27 protein-coding genes and 1 riboswitch are annotated in these 25160 nt (G+C 63.9%); of the genes, 16 read left to right on the forward strand and 11 right to left on the reverse strand.

The window, feature by feature from the left end:
* Nucleotides 1-26: 26 nt before the first annotated feature.
* Complete coding sequence (mnhG, locus tag RHOSA_RS0111750) at nucleotides 27-428, forward strand: monovalent cation/H(+) antiporter subunit G (protein WP_037258198.1); 402 nt, start codon at nucleotides 27-29, stop codon at nucleotides 426-428.
* A 31-nt stretch (nucleotides 429-459) separates the two neighbouring features.
* On the opposite strand, the gene RHOSA_RS0111755 is transcribed toward mnhG, so the two are convergent.
* A complete protein-coding gene (locus RHOSA_RS0111755) occupies nucleotides 460-1218 on the reverse strand; it encodes an ABC transporter permease (RefSeq protein WP_027288826.1) in 759 nt (252 codons plus the stop codon).
* Nucleotides 1211-2062, reverse strand: coding sequence for an ABC transporter ATP-binding protein (locus tag RHOSA_RS22095; RefSeq protein ID WP_215905003.1), 852 nt, complete (start codon nucleotides 2060-2062; stop codon nucleotides 1211-1213). Before RHOSA_RS22095 ends, RHOSA_RS0111755 begins: the two co-directional genes overlap by 8 nt.
* A riboswitch (TPP riboswitch) is annotated at nucleotides 2054-2168 on the reverse strand. It overlaps the preceding gene by 9 nt.
* A 95-nt stretch (nucleotides 2169-2263) precedes the next feature.
* Here RHOSA_RS22095 and RHOSA_RS22100 point away from each other — a divergent pair.
* Nucleotides 2264-3436: an acetoin utilization protein AcuC gene (locus tag RHOSA_RS22100; RefSeq protein WP_051432083.1), complete on the forward strand. Its 1173-nt coding sequence runs from the start codon at nucleotides 2264-2266 to the stop codon at nucleotides 3434-3436.
* 13 nt (nucleotides 3437-3449) lie between these two features.
* Nucleotides 3450-3911: a DUF192 domain-containing protein gene (locus RHOSA_RS0111770; RefSeq protein ID WP_200372030.1), complete on the forward strand. Its 462-nt coding sequence runs from the start codon at nucleotides 3450-3452 to the stop codon at nucleotides 3909-3911.
* 11 nt (nucleotides 3912-3922) lie between these two features.
* Here RHOSA_RS0111770 and RHOSA_RS0111775 read toward each other — a convergent pair whose 3' ends face one another.
* Nucleotides 3923-4570 carry a uracil-DNA glycosylase gene (locus RHOSA_RS0111775; RefSeq protein WP_027288828.1) on the reverse strand — a complete coding sequence of 216 codons (648 nt, stop codon included), beginning with the start codon at nucleotides 4568-4570 and terminating at the stop codon, nucleotides 3923-3925.
* A gap of 20 nt (nucleotides 4571-4590) precedes the next feature.
* Nucleotides 4591-5205, reverse strand: coding sequence for a LabA-like NYN domain-containing protein (locus RHOSA_RS0111780; protein WP_027288829.1), 615 nt, complete (start codon nucleotides 5203-5205; stop codon nucleotides 4591-4593).
* Nucleotides 5206-5366: 161 nt separating this feature from the next.
* Between RHOSA_RS0111780 and folK the strand changes: the two genes are divergently transcribed.
* The 9 genes from folK to era all read left to right on the forward strand — a co-directional run bounded on the left by folK (nucleotide 5367) and on the right by era (nucleotide 13173).
* On the forward strand, nucleotides 5367-5882 hold the full coding sequence (folK, locus tag RHOSA_RS0111785; protein ID WP_207140268.1) for a 2-amino-4-hydroxy-6-hydroxymethyldihydropteridine diphosphokinase: 516 nt from the start codon (nucleotides 5367-5369) through the stop codon (nucleotides 5880-5882).
* A gap of 73 nt (nucleotides 5883-5955) precedes the next feature.
* Nucleotides 5956-6417, forward strand: coding sequence for a DNA-directed RNA polymerase subunit omega (gene rpoZ / locus RHOSA_RS26070; protein WP_027288831.1), 462 nt, complete (start codon nucleotides 5956-5958; stop codon nucleotides 6415-6417).
* A 309-nt stretch (nucleotides 6418-6726) separates the two neighbouring features.
* On the forward strand, nucleotides 6727-8898 hold the full coding sequence (locus tag RHOSA_RS0111795; protein WP_027288832.1) for a RelA/SpoT family protein: 2172 nt from the start codon (nucleotides 6727-6729) through the stop codon (nucleotides 8896-8898).
* Nucleotides 8899-9007: 109 nt separating this feature from the next.
* Entirely contained in the window at nucleotides 9008-9541 is a 534-nt protein-coding gene (locus RHOSA_RS22105; protein WP_242468787.1) for a DUF2062 domain-containing protein, read from the forward strand.
* Nucleotides 9538-10317: a pyridoxine 5'-phosphate synthase gene (locus RHOSA_RS0111805; protein ID WP_027288833.1), complete on the forward strand. Its 780-nt coding sequence runs from the start codon at nucleotides 9538-9540 to the stop codon at nucleotides 10315-10317. Before RHOSA_RS22105 ends, RHOSA_RS0111805 begins: the two co-directional genes overlap by 4 nt.
* Entirely contained in the window at nucleotides 10314-10724 is a 411-nt protein-coding gene (gene acpS / locus RHOSA_RS0111810) for a holo-ACP synthase (protein ID WP_027288834.1), read from the forward strand. Before RHOSA_RS0111805 ends, acpS begins: the two co-directional genes overlap by 4 nt.
* Nucleotides 10725-10791: 67 nt before the next feature.
* The gene (lepB, locus tag RHOSA_RS0111815; RefSeq protein ID WP_027288835.1) at nucleotides 10792-11520 is read left to right on the forward strand and encodes a signal peptidase I; all 729 of its coding nucleotides are present in this window, start codon (nucleotides 10792-10794) and stop codon (nucleotides 11518-11520) included.
* Nucleotides 11507-12226, forward strand: a complete 720-nt coding sequence (rnc, locus tag RHOSA_RS0111820) for a ribonuclease III (protein WP_037256194.1) — start codon at nucleotides 11507-11509, stop codon at nucleotides 12224-12226. The genes lepB and rnc overlap by 14 nt, the downstream gene beginning before the upstream one ends.
* Nucleotides 12223-13173: a GTPase Era gene (gene era / locus RHOSA_RS0111825; protein ID WP_027288837.1), complete on the forward strand. Its 951-nt coding sequence runs from the start codon at nucleotides 12223-12225 to the stop codon at nucleotides 13171-13173. The genes rnc and era overlap by 4 nt, the downstream gene beginning before the upstream one ends.
* Before the next feature lie 62 nt (nucleotides 13174-13235).
* Here era and RHOSA_RS0111830 read toward each other — a convergent pair whose 3' ends face one another.
* Nucleotides 13236-14018, reverse strand: a complete 783-nt coding sequence (locus tag RHOSA_RS0111830; RefSeq protein ID WP_037256212.1) for an SDR family oxidoreductase — start codon at nucleotides 14016-14018, stop codon at nucleotides 13236-13238.
* A 69-nt stretch (nucleotides 14019-14087) separates the two neighbouring features.
* A complete protein-coding gene (gene mazG, locus RHOSA_RS0111835; protein WP_242468786.1) occupies nucleotides 14088-14996 on the reverse strand; it encodes a nucleoside triphosphate pyrophosphohydrolase in 909 nt (302 codons plus the stop codon).
* A gap of 132 nt (nucleotides 14997-15128) precedes the next feature.
* On the opposite strand from mazG, the gene RHOSA_RS22110 reads away from it, so the two are divergent.
* The gene (locus RHOSA_RS22110) at nucleotides 15129-17180 is read left to right on the forward strand and encodes a methyl-accepting chemotaxis protein (RefSeq protein ID WP_242468820.1); all 2052 of its coding nucleotides are present in this window, start codon (nucleotides 15129-15131) and stop codon (nucleotides 17178-17180) included.
* A gap of 165 nt (nucleotides 17181-17345) precedes the next feature.
* On the forward strand, nucleotides 17346-18296 hold the full coding sequence (locus RHOSA_RS0111845) for a calcium/sodium antiporter (RefSeq protein ID WP_027288840.1): 951 nt from the start codon (nucleotides 17346-17348) through the stop codon (nucleotides 18294-18296).
* Here the strand turns inward: RHOSA_RS0111845 and RHOSA_RS24275 are convergent.
* Nucleotides 18293-18757: a PAS domain-containing protein gene (locus RHOSA_RS24275; RefSeq protein WP_169816630.1), complete on the reverse strand. Its 465-nt coding sequence runs from the start codon at nucleotides 18755-18757 to the stop codon at nucleotides 18293-18295. The two genes, RHOSA_RS0111845 and RHOSA_RS24275, sit on opposite strands and share 4 nt — an antisense overlap.
* 325 nt (nucleotides 18758-19082) lie before the next feature.
* Between RHOSA_RS24275 and RHOSA_RS24280 the strand changes: the two genes are divergently transcribed.
* On the forward strand, nucleotides 19083-19748 hold the full coding sequence (locus tag RHOSA_RS24280; protein ID WP_051432088.1) for a LuxR C-terminal-related transcriptional regulator: 666 nt from the start codon (nucleotides 19083-19085) through the stop codon (nucleotides 19746-19748).
* A gap of 100 nt (nucleotides 19749-19848) precedes the next feature.
* Here RHOSA_RS24280 and RHOSA_RS0111860 read toward each other — a convergent pair whose 3' ends face one another.
* A complete protein-coding gene (locus RHOSA_RS0111860; protein ID WP_200372028.1) occupies nucleotides 19849-20868 on the reverse strand; it encodes a TRAP transporter substrate-binding protein in 1020 nt (339 codons plus the stop codon).
* Nucleotides 20869-21267: 399 nt separating this feature from the next.
* Here RHOSA_RS0111860 and RHOSA_RS0111865 point away from each other — a divergent pair, with 399 nt between their 5' ends.
* The gene (locus RHOSA_RS0111865) at nucleotides 21268-23316 is read left to right on the forward strand and encodes an elongation factor G (protein WP_027288842.1); all 2049 of its coding nucleotides are present in this window, start codon (nucleotides 21268-21270) and stop codon (nucleotides 23314-23316) included.
* Here RHOSA_RS0111865 and RHOSA_RS0111870 read toward each other — a convergent pair.
* From RHOSA_RS0111870 to RHOSA_RS0111880, 3 genes are read right to left on the reverse strand one after another with little or no spacing between them, the layout of a single operon-like run.
* On the reverse strand, nucleotides 23313-23864 hold the full coding sequence (locus RHOSA_RS0111870) for a nucleotidyltransferase family protein (protein ID WP_027288843.1): 552 nt from the start codon (nucleotides 23862-23864) through the stop codon (nucleotides 23313-23315). The genes RHOSA_RS0111865 and RHOSA_RS0111870 overlap by 4 nt on opposite strands.
* Nucleotides 23865-23896: 32 nt before the next feature.
* Complete coding sequence (locus RHOSA_RS0111875) at nucleotides 23897-24301, reverse strand: DUF1499 domain-containing protein (protein ID WP_027288844.1); 405 nt, start codon at nucleotides 24299-24301, stop codon at nucleotides 23897-23899.
* Nucleotides 24302-24348: 47 nt separating this feature from the next.
* Complete coding sequence (locus tag RHOSA_RS0111880; RefSeq protein ID WP_244880637.1) at nucleotides 24349-25146, reverse strand: MBL fold metallo-hydrolase; 798 nt, start codon at nucleotides 25144-25146, stop codon at nucleotides 24349-24351.
* Between the last annotated feature and the right edge of the window lie 14 nt (nucleotides 25147-25160).

The raw sequence follows: 25160 nt of genomic DNA on the forward strand, positions 1-25160 counted from the left end.
CGCGCTGCCAAGTGGAGGATTGGGTGATGACGCCTGTCAGCGAGATCATCGCCGGGGTGATGATTCTGATCGGCTCGCTCTTCGTGTTTGTAGCCGCAATCGGGTTGGTCCGCATGCCCGACGTTTATATCCGCATGCACGCGGCGACCAAGGCCGGCACACTCGGCTCCGGCTTGTTGCTGCTGGCGGTCGCCGTGCAGGCCGACACCCTGGACGTGGTGCTGCGCGCAGTCGCAGCCGTTTTGTTCCTGATCGCCACCACACCGGTTGCCGCACACCTGCTGGGCCGGGCTGCCTACCTGTCGGGCGTGCCGCTGTGGAAAGGGACCGAGCTGGACGAACTTGAGGGCAAGTACGACCGCGGCACCCGCACGCTCGCCGGCCATCTTCCCGACGACGCCCCGCACGAACCGACACGCCGAAGCTGACGCTCGGCTTTCCGCGTTCCGCGCAGCAGCGTTATCGTTCCTCTGCTTGCCAGGGAACCGCACGACGAACCAGTTGGTCGACCGCGAAGTAGAGCGTCACCGCAAAGACGGCGAGCACGAACAGCGCGGCAAACATGATATCGACCTGCATGCGCGCGTTCGCCTGCAGCATCAGATAGCCCAGCCCGGCGCTTGATCCGACCCATTCCCCGACCACCGCGCCGATCGGCGCCACGGCGGTCGCCACGCGCAGCCCTGAACCGAGGGCGGGTAGGGCGGCCGGAACCCGCATGTGCCAGAGGACGCGCGCGCGTCCGCCCCCCATCGTACGGGCGAGGTCGAGCCATCCCGGCTCGGTCCGGCGCAGACCGTCGAAAAAGGCGCTGGTCACCGGGAAGTAGATAATCAGTGTGGCCATCACCACCTTGCTCGCCATGCCGTAGCCCAGCCAGACGACCAGAATCGGTGCCAACGCAAAGACCGGAATGGCTTGGCTGACGACGAGCACCGGCAACAGCCAGCGGCGCATCGTTCGGAAGCTGGCGATCACCAGCGCACTCATTGTACCGAGCGTCAGGCCGAGGGTGAGCCCCATCAGGATTTCGGCGAACGTGACCCAGGCGTGGTTCGCCAACTGCGACCACCGCGTAAACAACACCTCGCCGACCGCGACAGGGCCGGGCAGAATGTAGGCGGGCGCCTGACTCACCCACTGCACGCCCTGCCAGAACACGAGCAGCCCTGCGAAAATCGCCATTGGACGCACGAAACGGAGCGTGGCTTCAGACATCGGCCACCTCCTGCTGCGCGCGTTTGGCAGCGGCCAGCCGGTCCAGCAGCTGGCCCTGTCGGTCTGCAACCTGCTCTGCGGGGCGCGGCGGCACGCCAGGTGGTCCGGCCACGCTGTCGTCGAGCCGCGCCGGCCGGCCCGCCATGACACGAAGCCTGTGGCCCAGGCGCAGCGCTTCCAGCGGGTCGTGGGTCACCAGCAGTACCGTGCGATCGGCCAGCAGCTCGGCGGCCAGCGCCTGTAACTCGTAGCGGGTGATCGCATCCAGACCGGCGAACGGCTCGTCCATCAGGACGACCGGGCGGTCCTCCATCAATGTACGGGCGAGGGCGACCCGCTGGCGCATGCCCCCGGACAGCTCACTCGGGCGGGCGCCGGCAGCGTTCCCCAAGCCGACGCGGTCGAGCAACGCATCGGCCTGAGCCCGCAACGCACACGTGACCGTCTCACCGCGCAGCCGAGGACCCAACAGAACGTTGGCACGCGCCGACAGCCAGGGCAGCAGCAGGTCCTGCTGCGCCATATAGGCGATGCGCCCCTGCAGCGGGGTGCCATGCCCGTCGCTCACGTCGCCGCCGGCAGCGTCTGCCAGCCCGGCGATCAGGCGCAACAGGCTGGTCTTGCCGACCCCGCTCGGGCCCAACAGGCAGGTGATCTCCCCAGCCGGCAGGTCCAGGTCGAGGCGGTCGAACAGCTGCACACCGGCGAAGGCGAGGTGGGCGCCGCGTACCCGCACGCCCGGCGCGGCCGGTTGTCGGGGAGCCTGAGCTTGCGTGTGAAGGTTGGAAAAGGGGCGGGCGCAGACGCCGCCCAGGGCGTCTGCGGGCCAGTCTGACTGGGTCAATGCACACTCTCCCTACGCCGGTACGAACCGGATCAGGTTAAGGGGTCGTCCCGCCCTACGGGACCTCTCAGCCGCTCCATGGCTCGCGGCTCCCCCGGTGAAATTCACGCGTCTCGTGGCGCTCGGCTTGCCGTACTGCGCATAGGCCTTACCATCATGTGCGCCATGCACGATGCGCCACTTCCCCAGCCTGCCGCCCAAATGTCGAGCGGACAAGAGGCGTGCACGCCGCAATTCATCGGCAGCGAGATCTATCGCCATTCCAGCTATGGCACCAAGCATCCGCTGTCGATCCCGCGGGTATCCACCTGTATCGATCTATGCCGGGCAATGGGCTGGCTGCCGGAGAACGTCTACCACGACAGTCCGCTGGCCACGCACCAGCAGTTGGCGCGCTTCCACGACCCGGCCTACATCGCCGCGGTCCAGGCAGCCGAACGCACCCAGCACACCAGCGCAGAGGTGCGCGCCCGTCACGACCTGGGGGCGCGCGGTAATCCGATTTTCCCAGAAATGTTCCGCCGCCCGGCAACGGCGGCGGGCGGCTCGATCCTGGCCGCGCGGATGTTACTGGACCGGCCGGGCAAGGTGCACAGCCCCGCTGGCGGAACACACCACGGCCAACGCGACCGGGCGAGTGGCTTCTGCTACTTCAATGATCCGGTGTTGGCGCTTTTGACCCTGCTCGATAGTGGGCTGAGTCGGGTGCTCTACCTCGATACCGATGCGCACCACGCCGATGGGGTTCAGGACGCCCTGCACGGAGATCCACGCGTGCTGATGATCTCGGTGCATGAGGACGGTCGCTGGCCAATGGCGACGGCCGCCGACGGGACGGTCAAAGGTTCCGCCCGCGACATTGCTGGCGGCGCGGCGCGCAACATCCCAGTGCCGCCCGACTTCAACGACGATGAGATGGCCTACGTCCTGGAAGCCGCGGTATTGCCACTAATCGACGCTTTCGAGCCGGAGGCCATCGTGATCCAAGGCGGCAGCGATGCCTGCGCCGACGATCCCTTGAGCCGGCTTGGTCTGTCCAATACCGCGCTGTGGCGGGTCGTCCGTTCAGTCATGGACCTGGCGCCACGCACCTTGATGCTAGGCGGTGGCGGCTACAATCCCTGGTCGGTCGGGCGGACATGGGCGGGCTTCTGGGCAGTCCTGAACGGCTTTGAGATTCCAGCGCGCGTGACCCCGGAAGCCGAACGGGTGTTGCGCGGCCTTTCCTGGCGGCATAGTCGGGGACGCAACCCGCCGGAGTCGTGGTTCACCGCGCTCGCCGATCCGCCACGGCGCGGCCCGCTGCGGCCAGCCGTGCGGGAGGCCGTCGCCGCGGCCCTCGCGGCATCACCGGTCCACGATACCGCTTGTTGATGAGGAGACTGCCGTGCTGCGCCCGCTGGTCCTGGCCATCGCCCTTCTGACCGCTTTCGTTGCCCCCGCCTCAGCGGTGGAGTTCAAGACGGATACACTCGCAATCCGCACGCCCTCGGGCGATGTGCACGAGTTCACGGTGGAGCTTGCGCTGACCGACCAGCAGCGCACCCGCGGCCTGATGTACCGCCGCGAGATGGCCGGCGACCACGGCATGCTGTTCCTGTACGACCGGGTCGGGCTGCATGCGATGTGGATGGCCAACACCTACATCCCGCTCGACATGCTGTTCATCAAACCGAACGGGGAAGTCGTCCGCATCGCCGAACGCACGGTGCCGCAATCCAGACGCCCGATCTCCTCCGGCCAACGCGTCAAGGCGGTGTTGGAGTTACGCGGCGGCACCACCGAGCGCTTAGAGATTCCGGTCGGCTCCACCGTGTTGCACAAAGCGTTCGGGACCGGACGGGACTAGCCCGATCCGGATCAGGCCAGTTCCCGCGCCAGCCGGCCAAGTACCTCTCGAAACATCTCGGGCGTCAGGCGGCCCGTGTTGGTGTTGTAGCGCGAGCAGTGGTAGCTGTCGGCCAGGATCAGGCCATCGGGCAACACGTGCCAGGCGCCGTGCGCGAAGCGGTAGTGGCTTTGGCGCAGACCGCGCGCAACCAGCAGCGTATCGTGGGCGATCTTGCCCAGCGCCAAAACAGCGCGCAATCGGCCCATCGCGGCGATTTCGCCCTCCAGAAAGGTCGATCGGCAGGTCTTGATCTCCTGCGTCGTGGGCTTGTTTTCCGGCGGCACGCACTTCACCGCGTTGGTGATCCGGCAATCGACCAGTTCCAGCCCATCGTTCGGGTTGGCGCCGAAGGTTCCACGGGCGAAGCCGACCTCGACCAACGTGGGGTAAAGCAGATCGCCCGCCCAATCACCAGTGAACGGTCGGCCGGTGCGGTTCGCGCCCTTCAGACCCGGGGCGAGGCCGACCACCAGGACTTGCGCATCGAGGTCGCCGAACGACGCCACGGGCGCGTTGAGGAAGTCGGGATGACGTTGGCGGTTATACGCGCGGAACTCTGCCAAGCGCGGACAAAGCTGGCAGTCGGCCGGTGGCTCCGGCGGCTGGATATCGAACATATCGGCGGCAGACCTGAGGATTAGCGGTTGTAGTCTTCGTCGTCGTCCGGCAGGTCGTCCATATCGCGCGGCGGCCGGTTCCGCCGCCGCTCGTCCGGCGGGGAGGTGTGAATCCGCTCGATATCCTGGCGCAGCGTCTCCAGGTCGATGAAGGTGTCAGCCGCCCGGCGCAGTTCGTCGGCGATCATCGGCGGCGAGGTGCGTATCGTCGAGATGATCGTGGTGCGCACCGCCTTGCGCTGCACCGCCTCGATCAAGCGGCGGAAGTCGCCATCGCCAGAGAACAGCACGACGTGATCGAGGTAGTTGGAGATCTCGAGCATGTCGATTGCAAGCTCGATATCCATATTCCCCTTGGTCTTGCGCCGCCCCGAGGAGTCCGTGAACTCCTTGGTCGGCTTGGTAACCATGGTATAGCCGTTGTAATCCAGCCAATCGACCAAGGGACGGATCGGAGAGTACTCCTGATCCTCGACCAGAGCGGTATAGTAGAATGCACGCACCAGCCGGCTTTCGTTGGCGAACAGCTCCAAAAGACGACGGTAATCGATGTCGAAGCCGAGCGCCCGGGCCGTCTGATAGAGGTTGGCGCCGTCGATAAAGAGCGCGGTCTTCTCCGAATGATAAAAGTGCATCTAGGAATCCTTAAACAGCAAAGGGTTTTCTGAGGCGATGTCGACGCGCTAAGGCACAGACATCTACTTGGGACGCGTTAATCCACCTCCCTGTATGAGGGCGTAGCTGGATTGGCCATGCCACGCAAGACAGTTAAGGCAGACGGCTGGGTGTCATTGTCATGATTTCTTATATCGCCCTCGGGGCCAACCTTGCCTCGGAGCGCTTCGGCCCGCCGAAGGCCACGCTGACGGCCGCATTGGCGCTGATGGCGGAGCGCGGGCTGCCGGTCGCCGCACGCTCCAGCTGGTACGAGAGTGCCCCGGTTCCGATGAGCGATCAGCCCTGGTTCATCAACGCCGTCGTGCGTCTGGACGCAACGCCTGACCCAGGTCCGCTCCTTGAGACCCTGCACGCTTTGGAAGCCGAGCTGGGCCGGGTGCGGTCGATCGCTAACGCTCCGCGTGCTGTCGATCTGGACCTGATCGATGCCGGCGGTCGGGTAAGTGCGTCAGACGACTGGCCGGTTCTGCCGCATCCACGCCTACACGCGCGCGCCTTCGTCTTGATGCCGCTGAAGGAAATCGCACCCGATTGGCGTCATCCAGCAACCGGCACACACATCGACACACTTCTGGCCGCCCTGCCAGCCGATCAGAGCTGCCGCAAGATACCGGACACCCAGGCGGAGTCTTGAAACCACGGGGCGCGCACCATATAACGCACGATAGACATTTCCCGAACATCCGGCTTCAGGAGACAGCGACGCCATGGCGCGCGTAACGGTCGAAGACTGCATCATCCGCATCCCCAACCGCTTCCAACTGGTGATGATGGCCGCCCAGCGGGCGCGCAACGTCTCCGCTGGGGCCCAGCTCACCGTGGACCGTGACCGCGACAAGAACCCGGTCGTTGCGCTGCGCGAGATCGCCGACAGCACGATCGCGCTGGACGAGCTCGAAGACAGCCTGATCCAGAGCCAGCAGAAGTACGCGGCCCGCGAAGACCAGGACGAAGACGTGCCCGAGTTCGACGCCCTGGAAGGCGAACTCGAGGCCAGCGCACAGATGGCCGAAGAACTGCGCCCAGCGGGTGTCGACGCCGGTGCGGAAGGCACGGACGCCTCGGCCAGCGACGAGTCCGAAGGTGAGGGGGTCTCGCTCGAGGAAATGCGTGAACAGGAAGCCGAGACCGATACAGGCGCGCAAAATCAGGACGGCGATCAATCCTGAGCCGTGTAAGCGTTGGCCGGCCGGACACGTATTACGCGCACATGACAGTGCAGCGCACATGGGAGGCTTCGCGGCTTGGCGTCCGCGAAGCCTCTTTTCTTTCAATTCCTGCTGTGAGCGGCCGTTCGTCACGGCGTCGACGGCTTGGAGCACGCCGGCATCGACCGTACATTAGACCTGGGGCGGAGGCTGGGTGAGACCCCCACCCGCCGACATGGCCTCGCACCGCCAACCAGCACCAGCAACGCGACCCAGCCGGGACACGCGGCAGCCCGGCCCTGACACGAGCCGCAGCGCGGACGTTCTTCGATGATGCGCCAATTCGAACTGGTGGAGACGGTTAAGTCCTACGACGGCAACGTCGACGAGGACGCGCTGAACCGCGCCTACGTCTTCTCCATGAAGGCGCATGGGGCGCAAACGCGCGCGTCCGGCGACCCCTACTTCTCGCATCCGCTGGAGGTCGCCGGCATCCTGACCGGCCTGAAGCTGGACGGCGCGTCGATCATGACCGCGCTGCTGCATGACACGGTCGAGGATACGGACACCTCGATCGAGGACATCGAGCAGTTGTTCGGCAAGGACGTCGCGCGACTGGTCGACGGCGTGACCAAGCTGTCACGCCTGGAACTGCAGAACGAGCAGAGCAAGCACGCGGAGAATTTCCGCAAGCTCGTGCTGGCGATGTCCGAAGACATCCGGGTGCTGCTGGTCAAGCTGGCCGACCGGCTGCACAACATGCAGACGCTGCATTACATGCGCGATCCGGAAAAGCGCAAGCGGATCGCGCGAGAGACGATGGAGATTTATGCGCCGCTGGCCGAGCGGATCGGCATGCAGTCCTTCAAGGACGAGCTGGAAGACCTGGCGTTCCGCGAACTGAACCCGGAAGCGCGCGAGTCGATCGTCAAACGCTTGGAATTCCTGCGCGAGCGTGGCGGCGACTTGGAGAACCGGGTATCCCAGGAACTCCAATACGCGCTGGACGGCGAGGGGGTGCACGCCGCTGTCCGCGGTCGCACCAAGACGCCCTATTCGATCTGGCGCAAGATGCAGGTCAAGAACGTCGGGTTCGAGCAGCTATCCGACATCATGGCGTATCGGGTGATCGTCGACACGGTGTCCGAGTGCTACCACGCCCTGGGCGTGCTGCACGCCCGCTACCCCGTCGTGCCGGGCCGCTTCAAAGATTACATCTCGACGCCGAAGCCGAACGGCTACCGGTCTCTGCACACCGGCCTGATCGGGCCGCAGCGCCAGCGGATCGAGGTGCAAATCCGCACCCTCGATATGCACGAGGTCGCGGAATACGGCGTGGCCGCGCACTGGCTCTACAAGCAGCCGAGTGCCGAGGCGGAGACGAACGGGCAGGGCCGCTCGGTAGACGGCCGACAGTACCGCTGGGTGCGCGAACTGCTCGACATCCTGGAACACGCCTCCAACCCGGAGGAGTTCCTGGAGCATACCAAAATGGAAATGTTCCAGGACCAGGTGTTCTGCTTCACGCCCAAGGGCGACCTGATCGCCCTGCCGCGCAACTCGACGCCGGTCGACTTTGCCTATGCCGTCCACTCCGAGGTTGGCGACACCTGTGTCGGCGCCAAGGTCGACGGCCGCATGGTCCCGTTGAAAACGACGCTCAAAAACGGCGACCAGGTCGAGATCGTCACCTCCAAGGCGCAGACGCCCTCGCCGGACTGGGAAAAGTTCGTCGTCACCGGCAAGGCGCGCGCACGCATCCGCCGCTTCGTGCGCCAGAAGGAGCGTGAACAGTACCTCGAGCTCGGCCGACAGATGTTGCAGAAAGCCTTCCGTCAGGCGGGCTACGACTTTACCGAGAAGGCCGTAGCCGGCGTGCTGAAGCGCTTTAAGGCGGAGAACGTCGGCGACATCTACGTTTATGTCGGCCGAGGCGACATCACCGCGCGCGAAGTGGCCTACGCCGTCTTCCCCGGCAGCAAGGAGAGCGACAAGGACCGCAAGGTCGTCCCGATCCAGCAGCGCGCCAAGAACAAAAGCGGCAAACGCGAACACGCGATTCCGATCCGCGGCCTGATCCCGGGCATGGCGGTGCACTACGCGCACTGCTGTCACCCGTTGCCCGGCGAGCGGATCGTGGGCATCGTTACGACCGGAAAGGGGGTCACGGTGCACACGATCGACTGCGAGACGCTGGAGAACTTCCAGGATGCTCCGGAACGCTGGGTCGACCTCGCCTGGGAAGCGGACGAGACCGACGAACCCTACACCGGCCGCCTCCACGTCGTGGTGGCCAACGAACCCGGCAGCCTGGGCGATTTGTCGACCGTGATCGGCAAGAACCGGGCGAACATTTCCAACCTCAAGATCACCAATCGGTCGGTCGACTTTTTCGAGATGCTGGTCGACGTCGAGGTGACCGACGTCAAGCACCTCACCAATGTGATGGCGGCGCTGCGTGCGTCACCAGTCATCACATCGGTCGACCGGGCGCGCAGCTAGCGGCGGCTAGCGTGCGCCAAACCAATCGGATGTCGACATGATTTTCGGGCGCCGCAAGCGGCCGCACTTCTGGAGACGCGTGCGTGATACGGTCTGGCCCAAGGCCGGCTTGCGCCGCGCGCTGATCTACATCTCCCACCGCGTTCGGCGTCTTCCGGGATCGCCCTATTCGATCGCGGCGGGCTTTGCCTGCGGTGCGGCGATCTCCTTCACGCCGTTGATTGGCTTTCATTTCCTCTTGGGCGCGCTGATCGCCTTTCTCATCGGCGGCAACGTGATCGCCTCGGCGATCGGAACAGCCGTGGGCAACCCCTGGACCTTTCCTTTCATCTGGACGGCGATCTTCTGGCTCGGCCGGCTCATTCTGGGGCACCCGAACGGCACTGCGCTGCCCGACGAACTGACCCTGAACTACATCTTCGACCACACCTGGGATGTCTTCTACCCCATGCTGATCGGCGGGCTGCCGACCGCCTTGGTGGCGTGGTTGATTTTCTTCTGGCCGTGCTATAAGGCCGTGGCCCGATATCAAGCGCACCGCGAGGCGCGCCGCGCCCGCGCTCGCGAACGTCGGGAGGCCAAGCGCGCCGCCAAAGCCGCCGCCAAGACCGCCCGTGCCGAGGCCAAGGGAGAGCAGTCATGACGCAGCCGATCCGGCTCGGCGTCAACATCGATCACATTGCCACCCTGCGAAATGCCCGTGGCGGTCGCCACCCAGATCCGCTCCGCGCCGCCAAGCTGGCCGAGCAGGCGGGGGCCGATGGGATCACCGCGCACCTGCGCGAAGACCGCCGGCACATCGTCGACCGCGACATCGAACGGCTGAGTGCTGAACTCACCGTACCACTCAATCTGGAGATGGCGGCGACTCAGGAAATGCTGGAGATCGCCCGGCAGCATCGCCCACACGCCTGCTGTCTGGTCCCCGAACGCCGCGCGGAGGTGACGACCGAAGGCGGCCTCGACGTCGCCGGCCAACAGGATACGCTCAAGCGTTTCGTAGACGAGCTGGGCGCCGCAGGGGCACGCGTATCGTTGTTCATCGATCCCGAACGCCAGCAGTTGGAAGCAGCGGCGGCGATCGGTGCTCCGGTCGTGGAGTTGCATACCGGCGCCTACTGCGATGCTTTCCTGGAAGCCGCGGCGCAAGGGCAGGCGCCAGACGACGCAACCCATCGCGAACTCGACCGGATCGTCGAGGGCGCCCGGTTGGCCGCAGCGCTTGGTCTGGAGTGTCATGCCGGTCATGGTCTGACCTTCGACACGGTGAAGCCGGTTGCAGCGCTTCCCCAGGTGGTCGAACTCAACATCGGGCATTTTCTGATTGGCGAGGCAACCTTCACCGGTTTGGACGCCGCAATCCGGCGGATGCGCGAGCTGATGGACCAAGCACGCGAGGCGGCTGCAGCGGCGTTATGATCATCGGGATCGGCAACGACATCTGCGATATCCGTCGGATCGAGCAGACCCTGGAACGCTTCGGTGACCGCTTCACCGACCGGGTATTCACGACGACCGAGAAAACGCGCGCCGAGCGCCGTGCGAACCGGGCAGCCACCTATGCCAAGCGGTTCGCGGCCAAGGAAGCCTGCGCCAAGGCGCTTGGCACCGGCGTCCCGCGCCGGGGCGTGTACTGGGTCGACATGGGTGTGGTCAATCGCCCGAGTGGCCAGCCGACAATGAGCCTGACCGGAGGGGCCGCAGACCGGCTGTCGGAGCTGACCCCGGCCGGGATGACGGCGCAAATTGATGTCACGATTACCGACGAATATCCGCTGGCGCACGTTTTCGTGCTGATCTCCGCTGTGCCGGCAACGCAGACCTGACGCCCATACTTCCGTTCCGTCCCCGGATCCCCGGGCGGCGTCCAAGACAACGAGTGCAGTCGATAAAATGGCGACAAAGCAAAACAAGGGCGGCTTCGGTGAGACCCTGCGCACGGTGATCTACGCCGTGCTGATCGCACTGGTGATCCGCACCTTCGCCTTCGAACCCTTCTCGATCCCCTCCGGCTCGATGATCCCCACCTTGCTGGTCGGGGACTACCTGTTCGTCTCCAAGTATGCTTACGGCTACTCGCGCTTTTCGTTACCGCTGGGCTTGCCGCTGTTCAACGGCCGGATCATGGCCGACCAACCGGAACGCGGAGACGTGGCTGTGTTCAAGCTGCCCGCCGACAACTCGACCGACTACATCAAGCGGGTGATCGGCTTGCCGGGCGACCGGATCCAAGTCGTCGACGGTATCCTGCAGATCAACGGCGAGGCGGTGAAGCGCGAGAAGGTCCGTGAGACACGGGTTGGGCAGGCGGCGGTCACGATCTACCGCGAAACCCTGCCCAACGGGCGCACCCATCTGATCCGCGAGCGCGGCGACGAAAACTACTTCGACAACACACCGGTGTACGAAGTCCCGAAGGGCCACTATTTCATGATGGGCGACAATCGGGACTCCTCACAGGATAGCCGGGCGCTGCAGCGCGTCGGCTACGTCCCGTTCGAAAATCTGGTCGGCCGTGCGGAGGTCGTGTTCTTCAGCCACGACGGCTCCGCGTCGATCTGGGAAGTCTGGAACTGGCCGACCGCGATCCGCTACGGACGGCTGCTCCATGGCATCGACTAACGCCGACGCCAACCTGGACCGGCTGAGCGAACGGCTCGGCCACCGCTTTGCCGATCCGCAACTGCTCCGACAGGCGCTGACGCACTCCAGCGCCGCCGGCAGCCGCAAGGCTGAACTGGTCAGCTACGAGCGTCTGGAATTCCTGGGCGATCGGGTGGTCGGTCTGATCGTGGCGGACATGCTGCTGGAGCGTTTTCCCGACGAGCCGGAAGGAGCGCTTGCCCGCCGGCACGCCTTCCTGGTCAGCCGAGAGGCGCTGGCCGAGGTTGCGCGCGACCTCGGCCTGGGCGAGTTCCTGCATATCTCCAAAGGCGAGGATGAGGGCGGCGGCCGGCAAAACCCCACGATGCTGGCCGACGTCTGCGAAGCCATCATCGGCGCCCTATATCGGGATTCTGGGCTGGACGCGGCACGCACATTCGTCGTGCCGAAGTGGGACCCGCTGGTCCGGCAGGACCGCAAGCCCCCACAAGACAGCAAGACCGCGCTGCAGGAATGGGCGCAAGGTCGCGGCCTGCCGCTGCCGACCTACCGCGTGGTCCAGCGGAGCGGACCGCCACACGATCCGCAATTCACCGTGGAAGCGATGGTCGACGGATTTGATGGAGAACGCGGGCAGGGGCGTTCCAAGCGCCTGGCTGAACAGGACGCCGCCACGCGTCTTCTACAGCGCCTGCAGACGGCTGAAGGAACAAACCAAAGATGACGGATCAGCCAATCCCGCCCGGCGACGGCGAGTCCGCGCCAACGCCACGTCAGGGCCGCTGTGGCGTGGTGGCGCTGGTGGGCGCGCCGAACGCCGGCAAGTCGACCCTGATGAACCGGATGGTCGGCGCCAAGCTGTCGATCGTCACCCACAAGGTCCAGACGACCCGGACCCGCGTACGCGGCGTGGCGGTCGAAGGCGACAGCCAGGTCGTGTTCGTCGACACCCCCGGCGTCTTCACCAGCCCAAAACGCCGGCTGGAGCGGGCGATGGTCGCTTCCGCCTGGCAGGGCGCCGACGACGCCGATGTGGTGGTGCTGCTCTACGACGTCGCGCGCAAGGGAATCGACGAGGATACGCTGCGCATCGTCCGCCGGCTCAACGACTTGTCGACGCCGATGGTGCTCGCACTCAACAAGATCGACCGGATCAAGCGCGAGAAGCTGCTGGAGATCGCCGCCCGCTTCAATCAGGAAGGCACGTTCCAGCAGACCTTCATGATCTCGGCCGAGACCGGCGACGGCGTCGACGATTTGCGGAGCTATCTGGCCGGTCAGGTACCGGAGGGGCCCTGGCTGTTCCCGGAGGATCAGCTGTCCGACCTGCCGATGCGCCTGATCGCCGCGGAGATCACACGCGAGAAGCTGTTCCTGCGTTTGCATGAGGAACTGCCATACGCCCTGACCGTCGAGACCGAAGACTGGCAATCCTTCGACGACGGCAGCGTACGCATCGAGCAGGCGATCTACGTCGAACGCGAAGCGCAGAAGAAGATCGCGCTCGGCCGGCAGGGCAGCAACATCCGCAAGGTGCGTGAGGCCGCCCAGGCCGATCTAGCCGAACAGCTGGGCCAGCCCGTCCACCTGTTCCTGTTCGTCAAGGTCCGCGAAGGCTGGACCGACGATCCCGAGCGGTATGCGCCGTGGGGTTTGGACTTCAACGCCTAAGGATAGGACTTTGTAAATAACACCCCTCCTCCATGAGGAGGAGGGGGGTCGCATCTCGTGCGCTATTCCTTATGGAATTTAAACGGGTTGAAGGCCTGCATCGTGGGCATGACTTCAAGCCGGTTGATGTTGACGTGCCGGGGCATCGTTGCGGCGAAGTAGATCGTCTCGGCAACATCTTCCTTACGCAACGGCTGCAGGCCTTCGTACGGCTTCTTGGCCTTCTCGGTGTCGCCCTTGAACCGCACTTCGGAAAACTCGGTGTGCGCCAGCCCCGGTTCGATGTCGGTGACGCGCACGTTGTAGCCGAGCAGGTCCGAACGGATGTTGAGCGAGAACTGCGCGACGAACGCCTTGGTCGCGCCGTAGACGTTGCCGCCAGGGTAGGGGTAGGAGCCCGCGACCGAGCCCAGGTTGATGATGTGCCCGCGATCGCGCTTGCACATGCCGGGCAGGAGCGCGCGCGTGCAGTACATCAAGCCCTTGCAGTTGGTATCGACCATGGTGTCCCAGTCGTCGATCACCGCATCCTGAGCGCCTTCCAGCCCCAGGGCGAGGCCCGCATTGTTGACCAGCACGTCAACCTCGGCGAACAGGGACGGCAGGTTGTCGACCATCTTGAACACGGCCTCGCGGTCGCGGACGTCGAGCTTGACCGTGTGGATCCGTTCGTGACCGAACTCCTGGGCCAGCTCGTCGAGACGCTCCTGTCGACGGCCGGTGGCGATCACCTTGGCGCCCTGCTCGTGGAAGCGCTTGACGGTGGCATAGCCGAAACCGGCGGTGGCGCCGGTGACCAGCACGGTCAACTCGGCAGGATCCACCTTTTCGCTGTCGATCGACATTAGCTTCCTCCCATAATCGACTGTTATTCAGTCTATTTCAGAATCTGTACGGCAATCTGTTGCACGCCATCAGTCTGCCGCAGCGCTCCGCTTGCCGGCTTGCCAGTGAGCTTCAAGTTCATCGAGGGAGCAGTCCTGCGGCCGTCGACCTTCCGCGGCCACGCGCCGCTCGACCTCCCGGAAGCGGCGTTCGAACTTGGCGTTGGCATCCCGCAGCGCGGTCTCCGGATCGACGTCCAGCTTGCGCGCCAGATTGGCGACGGTGAACAACAGGTCGCCCATTTCCTCGTGCACCGCCTCTGGCGCATCGCCCCGGGCGATCTCCTGGCGGAGTTCACCGATCTCCTCATCGATCTTGGCGAACACCTGCTCCGCCTCTGGCCAGTCGAACCCCGTGCGCGCCGCGCGCTTGGACAACTTCGATGCTCGCATCAGGGCTGGCAGGCCAAGCGACAGATCGTCCAGCGCACTCGGGTCGCGCCCTTCGGCGCGTGCCTTGCGAGCACGTTCGTCGGCCTTCTGGCGTTCCCAATTGACCGTCTGGGCATCCGCGCCGGTCACCCGTTCATCGGCGAACACGTGCGGATGCCGGCGGATCATCTTGTCCGCGCACCCGGCCGCCACGTCGTCGAAATCGAACTGGCCGTCTTCGCTGGCCATCTGCGCGTGATAGACGACCTGCAACAGCAAGTCGCCCAGTTCATCGCACAACTCACCCATGTCGGCGTTGCGGATGGCCTCGGCGACCTCGTAAGCCTCCTCGATCGTATAGGGGGCGATCGTCGCGAAGGTCTGCTCGATGTCCCACGGGCAACCGCGGTGTGGGTCGCGCAGACAGGCCATGACGGCACGCAGCCGGTCGATCCCGCTCGAATGACGGGGGATCGGCTGGGTAGGTTGGGGCGCCGCTTTCTGGGGGGTGTCGTTCTGTTCGCTCATCTCGACGGTAAAACTACAATCCGGGCTCTGCTGAGCCAAGCAATGTCTGGGACCAGGAAAGCCAAGAGATCCGCAAACCTTCGTATAGCAATTAATATGACTTTAAAGAATTCGCGGGAATTTCCGCATGGGTTGGTATAAATCGTGCGGAGGAGAACGGGCTTGATCAAGATGACGCTTTCAAGACGGATTGCGTTTTCAGCTGCTTTGGTAACCCTGGCAGGTTTCGCTGGCACTTTTGCGTATGTATCGATCGAACAAGGAAATTTTGCGCATCAGTCGGGTCGGGAAATACTTGCTCAGCAGGCAGAACGTATTGCCGAAGCAACACATGGTGAAATCGGGCGTGCTGAAACACTCGCCAGCACAATGGCGTCCTCGCTGGAAGGATTGCTTCGCAGTGGCGGGTCCGACCGCTCGGCTTATGCGCGCGTCGTGCAGCAGACCATTGCCGACAATCCCGGCGTTGTTGGTGGCGGTCTAGGGTCCGCGCCAAACGTCCTGGGCCAGGACTCGAATCATCGTGATATAGGCTTTAACGACGCCCAAGGGCGTCTTGTTCCCTATTTTTACCACGATGGGGGATCTGTTGCTTGGGAGCCCCTGGTCATGGGCGGCGATTCCGGGTCGGAGACTTGGTACGACGCCCCCATGGCGAAGAGAGCCCCGGTCTTGACCGAACCTTACCTGTATCCGGTCGGCGGCAAGGATGTCTTGATGACCACCGCCTCCGCACCGGTCATGCACAACGGCAAAGCCGTGGGTGTGACGACGATCGACTTGGGACTGACCGACCTTCAAGAACAGATCGCCAGTATCGAGATTTTCGAGACCGGGTTTGGCGCACTGCTGAGCGAAGACGGCCTATGGGTGTCGCACCCAGATGGCTCGCGCCTGAGTAAGATGGTCAGTGCCCCGGAATTCCGCGACGCGCTGGAGCGCGCCAAAGCCGGGCAAACGAGCTTGCAGACAGTTGATCTAAGCGGGACCGAATCGCTTTTCGCGGCGGTCCCGGTGCAGTTTGCCGGTGGGGACACGACCTGGACCGCCATTGTCAGCGCCCCGACGAGCGAAATCATGGCGAATGCCGACAGCTTGCAACGCGGCATTCTGATCGTGGGCGTCCTGATCGTGCTCGCCGTCGTCGCTGTCTTGGTCTGGGTCGGTTCGTCGATCGCGAAGCCGCTGGTCGCGCTCACCGGTGTGACCGAACAGATCGCGCACAATGACAGCACGCCGGAGGTCGTCGGGCGCGAGCGAAGCGATGAGATCGGCTCGATGGCAAAGGCGGTGCAGATCCTGAAAGAGAGTGTGCAGCGTCGCAAGGAACTGGAACGCGAGAACGAAGAGCAGGCAGCTCAAGCCACAGAGGAACGCAAGCGCGTGCTTTCGGAAGTTGCCGACATGCTCGACAGCTCGGTGCGCCAAACGGTGGAAGAGGTGCGCAAGTCTGCCTCCCAGATGTCGAACAGCGCCGATACCGTCGCACAGTTGGCCAGCCAATCTGCCGAACGTTCGGAACACGCGGCAAGCGCCAGTTCCGAGAACAACGAAGCCGTCTCGACCATGGCCTCGGCCACCGAGGAGATGTCGACCGCCATCCGAGAGATCGCGCAACGTGCATCGACGACGGCGGAGAAGACGACTCAAGTTTCCCAGCAGGCGGATGACGCGACCGAAAAAATCCGTGAACTCGACGAGGCCGCGCGTCGGATCGGCGACATCGTCACCTTGATCAATGGCATCGCCGAGCAAACCAATCTGTTGGCGTTGAACGCGACCATCGAAGCCGCCCGCGCCGGCGAAGCCGGCAAGGGGTTCGCCGTCGTCGCCAACGAGGTCAAGAGCCTGGCCCAGCAGACGTCGAAAGCGACCGAGGAGATTTCCGAGCAGGTCTCAGGGGTGCAACAGAATACCACCAAGGCCGTCGAGGCGATCGACGGGGTTACCCACTCGATCACCGAGATCAACGAAACCTCTCATGCCATTGCCTCGGCTGTCGAAGAACAGGAGGCGACGACGGGCGAGATCGCCAGCAAGGTCAGTAGCGTGGCCGAGCGCACCACAGGCGTACAGGATGCCGTCTCCGGCCTGGCTGACGATGCCACGGCGACCGGCAATCAAGCCAACGAGATGCGCAGTCACATCCACGAGGTTTCCGAAGACATCAGTCGACTGTCGGATACGGTAACGGATGTGATCGGTAAAATTCGCGCAGCTTAACGTACCACCCACATCGACAGCTGAGGTATAAAAGGGCGGGTTCCGTGCAGAGCGGAGCCCGCCCTTGCGTGCGTAGCGCGTTCGTGTTTTGCCCTTGGTGCAATCGTATGGGTCGTGCGCCGCCACACGGCGACATGGAATACGGCGACATGGAATGATGCGTCGGTGACTCCTTCGTTAGCTCTTGTCCTCGGCTTTGGCTTGCTGCTCCTAGGCGGTGAACTACTGGTCCGCGGGGCGGTCGCGGCAGCGACACGGCTTGGCATCTCGCCCATGATCATTGGCGTCACGCTGGTCGGTTTCGGGACCTCGACGCCAGAACTGGTGACCTCCATCCAGGCTGCGCTGGACGACGTTCCCGGAATCGCGGTGGGTAACGTCGTCGGGTCCAACATCGCCAATGTGCTGCTGATCCTTGGACTCTCCGCGGTCATCACACCGATCGCCGTGAATCCGAACGCTGTACGCCGGGACTGCTGGATCGTGATCGTCACCGCCGGCGTCGCCACGGCGGTGTTGTTGGGACTGGGGGGCATCGGCTGGATGGTCGGTTTGGCCTTCGTGGCCGCGCTTGCCCTCTATGTCGTCTGGACTTACCGCTTGGATCAGCAGGACGGGGCGAGCGCGGAACTGCATGCAAACGAGGCCGCGCAGGTCCCGGCAACCGGTATGGCGTTGCCGTTCGCGTTCGTGACGGCCGCGGCGGGTCTGGGGCTGACACTGTTGGGGGCAGGGTGGCTGGTCGATGGTGCCGTCGGGATCGCCCGAAGCGCCGGTGTCTCAGAAGGCGTGATCGGTCTGACCATCGTCGCGGTGGGCACGTCGCTACCGGAACTGACGGCCGCGATCGTTGCCACTTTGCGCGGACACAGCGACGTCGCGTTCGGCAATGTCGTGGGAAGCAATATCTACAACGTGCTGGGCATCCTGGGTCTGACAGGTCTTATCTCGCCACTGCATCTGCCGCCCGACATCACCTGGGTCGATCTGGGCCTGATGGTCTTCGTCAGCGCCGCACTCCTGCCGGTTGCCCTCAGCGGGTTGAAGATCAGCCGGCGGGAGGGCGGAGTGTTCCTGGCGCTCTACGCCGGCTATATGGGCTATCTCACGCTTTAAGGCTCTTCCGTGCGCCGCTCGCGCGGCTTGGTGGCATACGTCAGCACCATGTCGACCGACCGGCCGTCGTATGACAGCGGCAGGAACAACTTATCGATCGTGAGATCGGATTCCCGTCGGCTGGGTGGCGGGAGTGTCGCGTGCACCGGACAGGCCTCGGTGAGCACGGTGGCGTAAAGGGCGACGAAGGTGTCCCTGTGCGAGGCCGGCACGGTCTCGACAATGCGCTTACCGGTCGATTCAAACCCCCATTCACTCGCGAGGTCCGCGCCGACGAGCTGGTAAACCAACTCGCTCCCCCGCCGCTCCGCCAGCGTGATCCGGCCAAGATAGCTGCGTAGTTCGATCGGATCGATGTCATCACGCGTCGGCAGGGCATTGCCCTGACGCTTGCTCTGCCAATACTGGTGCAGGCTGCGCAGTGGAGCCGGGCAGCTGTGCACGTCTTTAAAGGTACGCAAGGGCTTCGCCAACGTAGTACTTCCGCACGAATCCAGTGGATCATATACCCGCAGGAGGTGTCACACCCCCAGCGGGCACCTGTGACATGCCTGATCGCGATCGCTGTGGATATCCGTTGAAATACGGAGGTTAGCGCGTGGTGCAGCATGTTCAGCTAAGTGACCGTTGTATGGTTTCCGAACATGCTGTCTTGGCCAGTTATTAACCAACAACCAACTATGTGTTTGGAGACAAAATACCCCCGGATTTCGCGCATCCCAGCGCCCGGCGTTATCGGGTAACGGCTTGCGCGAAACGGCCGGTCACAAAGAAGGAAGCCCCAAGATGACGGTTGTTTGGCCTTTTGCGAACGCCAACGAACTGTCGCAGGACCGCATCGAAACGCGGCTGCTGATGGCACTGCTGGAAAGCATGCCTGAAGCAGCCTTCATGATCGAACATGGCAACCGCACGGTGATGGCGTGTAACAGCCGCGCGGAGCGGATGTTTGGGTATCGAATGGACGAGCTGCTCGGCAATACGACCTGTCTGCTCCATTTGTCCGAAGACGCATACGAAGGCTTCGCGCAGTCGTCCCAAGGCATTCTGGAGCACGGGCAGCCATTCCACGGCCAACTCTGGATGCGCCGCGCCGATGGGACCTGCTTTCCGACCGAGCACACCCTCACGCCGCTGCCGAACGTAGGGGATCAGCTGATTTCGTTGTCCCTTGTCCGCGATTTGAGCCAGAAGCAGCCTTCGACACACTTTTCCAGGGTATTCAACACCCTAACGCCACGCGAGCGGGACGTGTTCGCGTATACCGCGCGCGGTCTGAGCGCGAAAGAAATCGCGCGCAATCTTGGACTGTCCCACCGTACGGTGGAACAACATCGGAACAACATCCTGCAGAAGTTCCAGCTGCGTAGCGTCAAGCAACTGCTGGCAGAGGTGGCAACGGCCGGCGCCATCGCTCAGCCGCAAATCGATAAAGCCGCAGAGCGATCCTAAAGCGCTCGCGCCAGACCAGTGCGGGGTGGGTAGCCGCGCAAAAAGAAGGAGTCGGCCGCGTATTGGCCGACTCCCAGAAAATTTCTGAATCTCGGGCAGCTTACTCGCTATCGTAGAAGTCCGCCGGAAGGTGGGCGCGCTTTTCCCAGAGCCGGTGAGTCTTCTGAAAATCCTTCTGACTCTGCCAGATCCGTTTGAAGTCGGCGTCCCTCTCAGCCTCGGCCTGCAGAACCTCCTCGGTGGTCGCCTGCAGCTTTTTCAGGGTCTCCCGCGGGATATCCTGAATGTTCACGCCCTTTTCCTGATAGGTCTCCAGGATCTGGCCGTTGTTGTACTCGTTCTGGGCCAGCGAGGTGGCCGTGGCAGCGCGGCAGACGTTCTTGACCAGCGCCTGGTTCGCCTCTGACGCCTCGTTCCAGGACTCGCTGTTAACGAACAGATAGACCGCGTTCGCCGGCGCATGCCAACCAGGAAACAGGTTGTAGTTGGCAACCTTGTCGAAGCCGAGCAGGCGGTCGATCATCGGCATGGAAAACTCGGTGGCATCAAGCTGCCCGGTCTGCAGGGCCTGGAAGATCTTGCTGCCCCCCATCAACGTGACTGACGCGCCGTACTGCTTGATCACCTCGGACCCGAGGCCGGCGAACCGGATGTTCATGCCGTCATAGTCTTCGACGCTCTCGATCGGCTCTTTATACCAGCCGGCGGTTTCCGGGCCGGTCAGGCCGCACAGTTCGAAGTGGATGTTGTAGCCTTCGTCCTGAAACAGCTCCTGCAGCATCTCATGGCCGCCGCCTTCATAGTACCAAGCCATGAACGCCCAGGGCTTCAGGCCGAACGGCGGGGAATTGAACAGCGAGGCCGCCGGGACCTGGCCCTGTTCGTAGGCCGTCGCGCTGAAGCCTGCCTGGATCTTGCCGGTCGAGACGGCCTCCGCGATTTCAAGGGTCGGAACCAGCTTGCCTGGCTCGAACACGCGGATTTGCACGCGACCGCCACTAGCCGCGTCGACCTGCTCACTCAGGTAGGCCGCCGGCGACCCCAGTCCGGGCAGATCGGGCGAAAAGGCCGTCTGCAGCTTCCAGCGCACCTCGTCCTGCGCCGTAGCCGGCGCACTCAACGCCGACAGCGCGAGCGCGCCTGTCAGCGCGATAGCCGCTGCGCGACCGGCAAAACATTTGAAGTCATGTGTAAACGCCAAAGCGTAAACCCCCTTTATAGATACCCTTGTGTTGGACGGCTCTTCCGGGCCGCTTCCCTCTTGTACGGCAAAGCGCCACAGACGAACCATGGCGAAGCGCGCAAACGCCCGCAACGTGCCACGGTCTCGGCTCTAACAGCCTTGCAGTGGGCGCAGAGCCGGAGTGCGCCGGGTGCATTTAAGCCTTGGATTGTTTGGGTAACAAGCTGTGTCGCGTGGCTTTTTGCCGCTTGTCCTCCCGCTTTGCCTGCTGAGACGATATCCCGACAGCCGCACGGCAATCTGGCCGTACGCGCCAGCACGGGGAGGTGACACGTCATGGCCCAGGAGTCCGCCCATCCCAATCGCTGCGTGGTCCTGGCCGGCACCGCGACCAGCGGCAAGACCAGCCTGTTGCAGGCCTTGCTGCATACGGCAGGCGCCATCGACCCGCCGAATAGCGGCGCCGGCGGTCATACCGTTGGTGACCACAGTCCGGAGGCCCGGCGACGCGAGATGTCGACGGAGCCGAACATCGCCCATGCCGAGTTCCTTGGCGAATCCTGGTCCTTGATCGATTGCCCTGGCTCGATCGAGCTGATGCAGGACACCAAGACCTGCCTGATGGGGGCGGACGTCGCGGTCGTGGTCGTCGATCCGGATCCGGCCAAGGCACTGACGCTGACACCGCTGCTACGCTTCCTCGACGCCCACCGCATCCCGCACATGCTGTTCGTCAACAAGGTCGACGCCCCACAAGGCCCGATCAAAGAGCTGATCGCCGCCCTCCAGGACGTCTCGTCCCGACCGTTGGTCCTGCGTCAAGTGCCTCTGCGCGACGGCGATCGCGTGACCGGCTACGTCGACCTGGTGAGCGAGCGCGCCTATCGCTACCGCACCGGACAGTCTTCCGAGCTGATCCGGATGCCGGAGAGTGTGCAGGATGACGAGAATGCGGCGCGCCAGGAGCTTCTGGAATCGCTGGCAGACTTCGACGACGCCCTGCTTGAGAAACTGCTGGAGGACGTCGTGCCGCCGGCCGAGGAGATCTATCAGGACATCACACAGGACCTGGCAAACGACAAGATCGTGCCGGTGATGCTGGGTGCCGCGCAGCGGGACCACGGCGTTACGCGCCTTTGGAAGGCCCTGCGTCACGAGACGCCAGACCCCAGCGTGGCCGCTGCACGGCTGAACGTGCCCGAAGCGGCGGGCGCGCAAGCGGGTGATCTGGCAGCCTGCGTGCTGCGGACCTTCTACCTGCCGCATACTGGCAAGCTGAGCCTGATACGTCTTTGGCAGGGCGAGCTGCGCGAGGACACGAACCTCGCGGGTCAGCGGCTGGGCAGCCTTTACCGCATGTTCGGCAGTGAACTGATCAAACAGGCGCGTGCAGAGGCCGGCGACCTCATAGCCCTGGGACGGATCGAGGACCTGCACACCGGTGATGTGATCGGCCCGAAGGGTAGGGTGGTCTCCCCGGAGATCGCCTGGCCCGAACCGGGTTTCCCGGTTTACGGATTGGTCGTCCACCCACAGCGACGGGAAGACGAGGTCAAGCTGACCAGCGCACTCGGTAAGCTCAGGGAAGAAGACGCCAGCCTGATCCTCGACCGGACGACGGAGGACCAAGGTTTGCTGCTGCGCGGGCAGGGCGAGTTGCACCTGGGCATTGCGCTAGAGCGCTTGGGCAACCGCTTCAACGTGGCCGTCGACAGCACCCGTCCGCACACCTCCTACCGCGAGACAATCCGCAAGGGGACCCGTTACCACGCCCGCTTCAAAAGGCAGAGCGGCGGCCACGGTCAGTTCGCCGATATCCAGGTCGAGATCTCTCCGCAGCCGCGCAGCGCCGGTTTCAATTTCACCAGTTCGATCGTCGGCGGCGCGGTGCCGAAGCAGTACATCCCGGCCGTCGAGGCCGGCGTCCGCGAAGGGCTCCAGCGCGGACCGCTCGGTTTCGAGGTGGTCGACGTCGCCGTCGAACTGCTGGACGGGCAGTACCACTCTGTCGACAGTAGCGACGAAGCATTCCGGACGGCCGGTCGCATCGCCATGCAGGAAGGGCTGCAGGACTGTGACTCCGTACTGCTGGAACCGATCGATGAGGTCCGTCTGGCAGCTCCGCGCGCATACATCTCCCGCGTGACCAACCTAGTCTCGGGCAAGCGCGGTCAAATCCTGGGCATCGAGGAGAAGGCTGACTGGCCCGGATGGGACGAGGTGCGTGCCCATATGCCCGCAAGCGAGCTGGGCGATCTGATCGTCGAGTTGCGCTCTGTGACCCAGGGGGTCGGTTTCTTCGAGCACGCCTACGACCATCTACAGGAACTGTCCGGGCGGCTCGCCGATAAGGTCGTCCATGAACGACAGTCCACAGCGCGTTAGGACTCAATAGACAGCAGGGGCCATCTCTCGACCCAGCGTTTTCGCGCCGCGCGCTCCGACAGTGCGCGCGTCGTCCTGTCATCGGACGACACCGCGCGCAGCCGGAGCGATTCAAGGTCGCCCAGACCGTGAGGCGCCAAAAACTCGTAACGGTCGGTGCCGATCTGACGGACCGCGACTGCGGTAGCTGTCTCGACCCAGTATGATATGGCCTCGGCCGTGCAACGATATGGCGCGTGCCCGTGACGGGCATGCATCCGTGTCTGGTTGCGTACCTCCCAAACGAAGGCTGGCGCGCGCCGCGAGAGCTCAGCTTCAATGCGGTGCTCTTGGAAGCCGTCATCTTCCGGATCGAAGTACACGACGTCGACGTCACTGGGACGCTCGGGCGCACGGCCATGCATCACGTCCCACACGGCGTTCCTCAACGCTCCCGCGCCGATCCAAGCGTCCGGAAGATCGAGAGCCGCCAACGCGTCCAAGGCCGCACGCAGGTGCGGCGTGGTGCGGACGACGGCAGATACGGACACGTTCCGCGCATAATACATATTATGGAAAAGTCAGATCGCCGAAACCAACCTTACGCGTTTGCCGATCCCAACATCTCGCGCAGCTCGGATAGCCAACGCTGCACCCGTTTGCGGTTCACGCCGAAGTCGTAATAGCCAAGCTTGGCCCGGCTGTAGATCGACAGCGTGGCATGCGTTGCATCCACCGCCTCGAAGGCCACCGTGATCTTGTCGGGAAAGCGGAAAACCTTGGAGGTCTGCTCGAATTCCGCCTGCATCGCCTCCCGATCCAGATGCAGCAGATGGGTGCGCGGTTCGCGCGATGCGATCGACACGACCGCATCGCGCACCTGCTGCACCGTCGCCGGAAAGATCGGGCTCTCCAGGTCCGCGTCCGTGCGCGTGGCATGGCCTGGCAGCGCCAAAGCACTGTTCGGTTTGCGCTTGCCCGGAATGGTCTGGAAATCGAGTAACATTGGTTTATTCCGCATGATCAACGCGTTATGCGCGCCTTCTTAGACTTCTAAAGGTCCGCCAGATCGATCGTCATGTTGTCGCGTCCGGGCTCCACGCCTGCGGGACACTGTGCGGCCACGTCCGCGTAGTTCATCGTATGGTTCATGTGCGTCAGCACCGCGCGCGCCGGTGCGACGCGGCGGATCCAGGCCATCGTCCGGGCGAAGTGCGCGTGACTGGGATGCGGCTCATGGCGCAGACAATCGACGATCCACAGATGCACGCCCTCAAGTGCCTGGAACCCCGCTTCCGGAATTTCCACCGCATCCGGCGAATAGCCCACCGGCCCGATCCGGTAGCCCAGTGTGGTGATTGGCCCATGCCCCTGCTCGAACGCCGTGATCTCCAGGCCGAACAACTTGAACGGCGCGCCCACGGGGATTGTGTGATCGCGCAACATCGCGGAATAGCCGGACCGGGTCGACGCCGTCGAGGCGAAAGCATAGTCGAAGCGCGCCGTCAGGTTCGTCATCGTCGCCGGATCGCTGAAAGCCGGGATCGGCTCGCCGCGTGCGTAAACCAACGGGCGCAGGTCGTCGATGCCATGACAGTGGTCGGCGTGGGAATGCGTGAACAGCACCGCATCGAGGTTGCTTACCTCGGCGTCAAGCAGCTGCTCGCGGAGATCCGGCGAGGTATCGATCAGAATCGTCGCCTGGGGCGTGCGCACCAGGATTGACGGACGCCGGCGGCGATTGCGCGGATCGGCGGGATCACACGCCCCCCAGATACCACCCACGAGCGGCACTCCGCCGGAACCGCCACACCCCAGCACCGTAACCTGCATGTCGCTGTGCGCCGTCACGACCGCCCTGCCCT

The organism is Rhodovibrio salinarum DSM 9154 (assembly GCF_000515255.1).
GTDB classification, from domain to species: domain Bacteria; phylum Pseudomonadota; class Alphaproteobacteria; order Kiloniellales; family Rhodovibrionaceae; genus Rhodovibrio; species Rhodovibrio salinarum.

Bases quoted from the DNA above. Each gene is read 5' to 3' on its own strand.
- RHOSA_RS0111875 (WP_027288844.1), bottom strand. From the start codon at position 24,301: ATGTTACTCGATTTCCAGACCATTCCGGGCAAGCGCAAACCGAACAGT.
- rnc (WP_037256194.1), top strand. From the start codon at position 11,507: ATGGCATCGACTAACGCCGACGCCAACCTGGACCGGCTGAGCGAACGG.
- RHOSA_RS22110 (WP_242468820.1), top strand. From the start codon at position 15,129: ATGACGCTTTCAAGACGGATTGCGTTTTCAGCTGCTTTGGTAACCCTG.
- RHOSA_RS0111870 (WP_027288843.1), bottom strand. From the start codon at position 23,864: ATGTATTATGCGCGGAACGTGTCCGTATCTGCCGTCGTCCGCACCACG.
- rpoZ (WP_027288831.1), top strand. From the start codon at position 5,956: ATGGCGCGCGTAACGGTCGAAGACTGCATCATCCGCATCCCCAACCGC.
- RHOSA_RS0111755 (WP_027288826.1), bottom strand. From the start codon at position 1,218: ATGTCTGAAGCCACGCTCCGTTTCGTGCGTCCAATGGCGATTTTCGCA.
- RHOSA_RS0111830 (WP_037256212.1), bottom strand. From the start codon at position 14,018: ATGTCGATCGACAGCGAAAAGGTGGATCCTGCCGAGTTGACCGTGCTG.
- RHOSA_RS0111865 (WP_027288842.1), top strand. From the start codon at position 21,268: ATGGCCCAGGAGTCCGCCCATCCCAATCGCTGCGTGGTCCTGGCCGGC.
- acpS (WP_027288834.1), top strand. From the start codon at position 10,314: ATGATCATCGGGATCGGCAACGACATCTGCGATATCCGTCGGATCGAG.
- RHOSA_RS0111775 (WP_027288828.1), bottom strand. From the start codon at position 4,570: ATGTTCGATATCCAGCCGCCGGAGCCACCGGCCGACTGCCAGCTTTGT.
- mnhG (WP_037258198.1), top strand. From the start codon at position 27: ATGACGCCTGTCAGCGAGATCATCGCCGGGGTGATGATTCTGATCGGC.
- RHOSA_RS0111805 (WP_027288833.1), top strand. From the start codon at position 9,538: ATGACGCAGCCGATCCGGCTCGGCGTCAACATCGATCACATTGCCACC.
- RHOSA_RS22100 (WP_051432083.1), top strand. From the start codon at position 2,264: ATGTCGAGCGGACAAGAGGCGTGCACGCCGCAATTCATCGGCAGCGAG.
- folK (WP_207140268.1), top strand. From the start codon at position 5,367: ATGATTTCTTATATCGCCCTCGGGGCCAACCTTGCCTCGGAGCGCTTC.
- era (WP_027288837.1), top strand. From the start codon at position 12,223: ATGACGGATCAGCCAATCCCGCCCGGCGACGGCGAGTCCGCGCCAACG.
- lepB (WP_027288835.1), top strand. From the start codon at position 10,792: ATGGCGACAAAGCAAAACAAGGGCGGCTTCGGTGAGACCCTGCGCACG.
- RHOSA_RS0111780 (WP_027288829.1), bottom strand. From the start codon at position 5,205: ATGCACTTTTATCATTCGGAGAAGACCGCGCTCTTTATCGACGGCGCC.
- RHOSA_RS24280 (WP_051432088.1), top strand. From the start codon at position 19,083: ATGACGGTTGTTTGGCCTTTTGCGAACGCCAACGAACTGTCGCAGGAC.
- RHOSA_RS0111795 (WP_027288832.1), top strand. From the start codon at position 6,727: ATGATGCGCCAATTCGAACTGGTGGAGACGGTTAAGTCCTACGACGGC.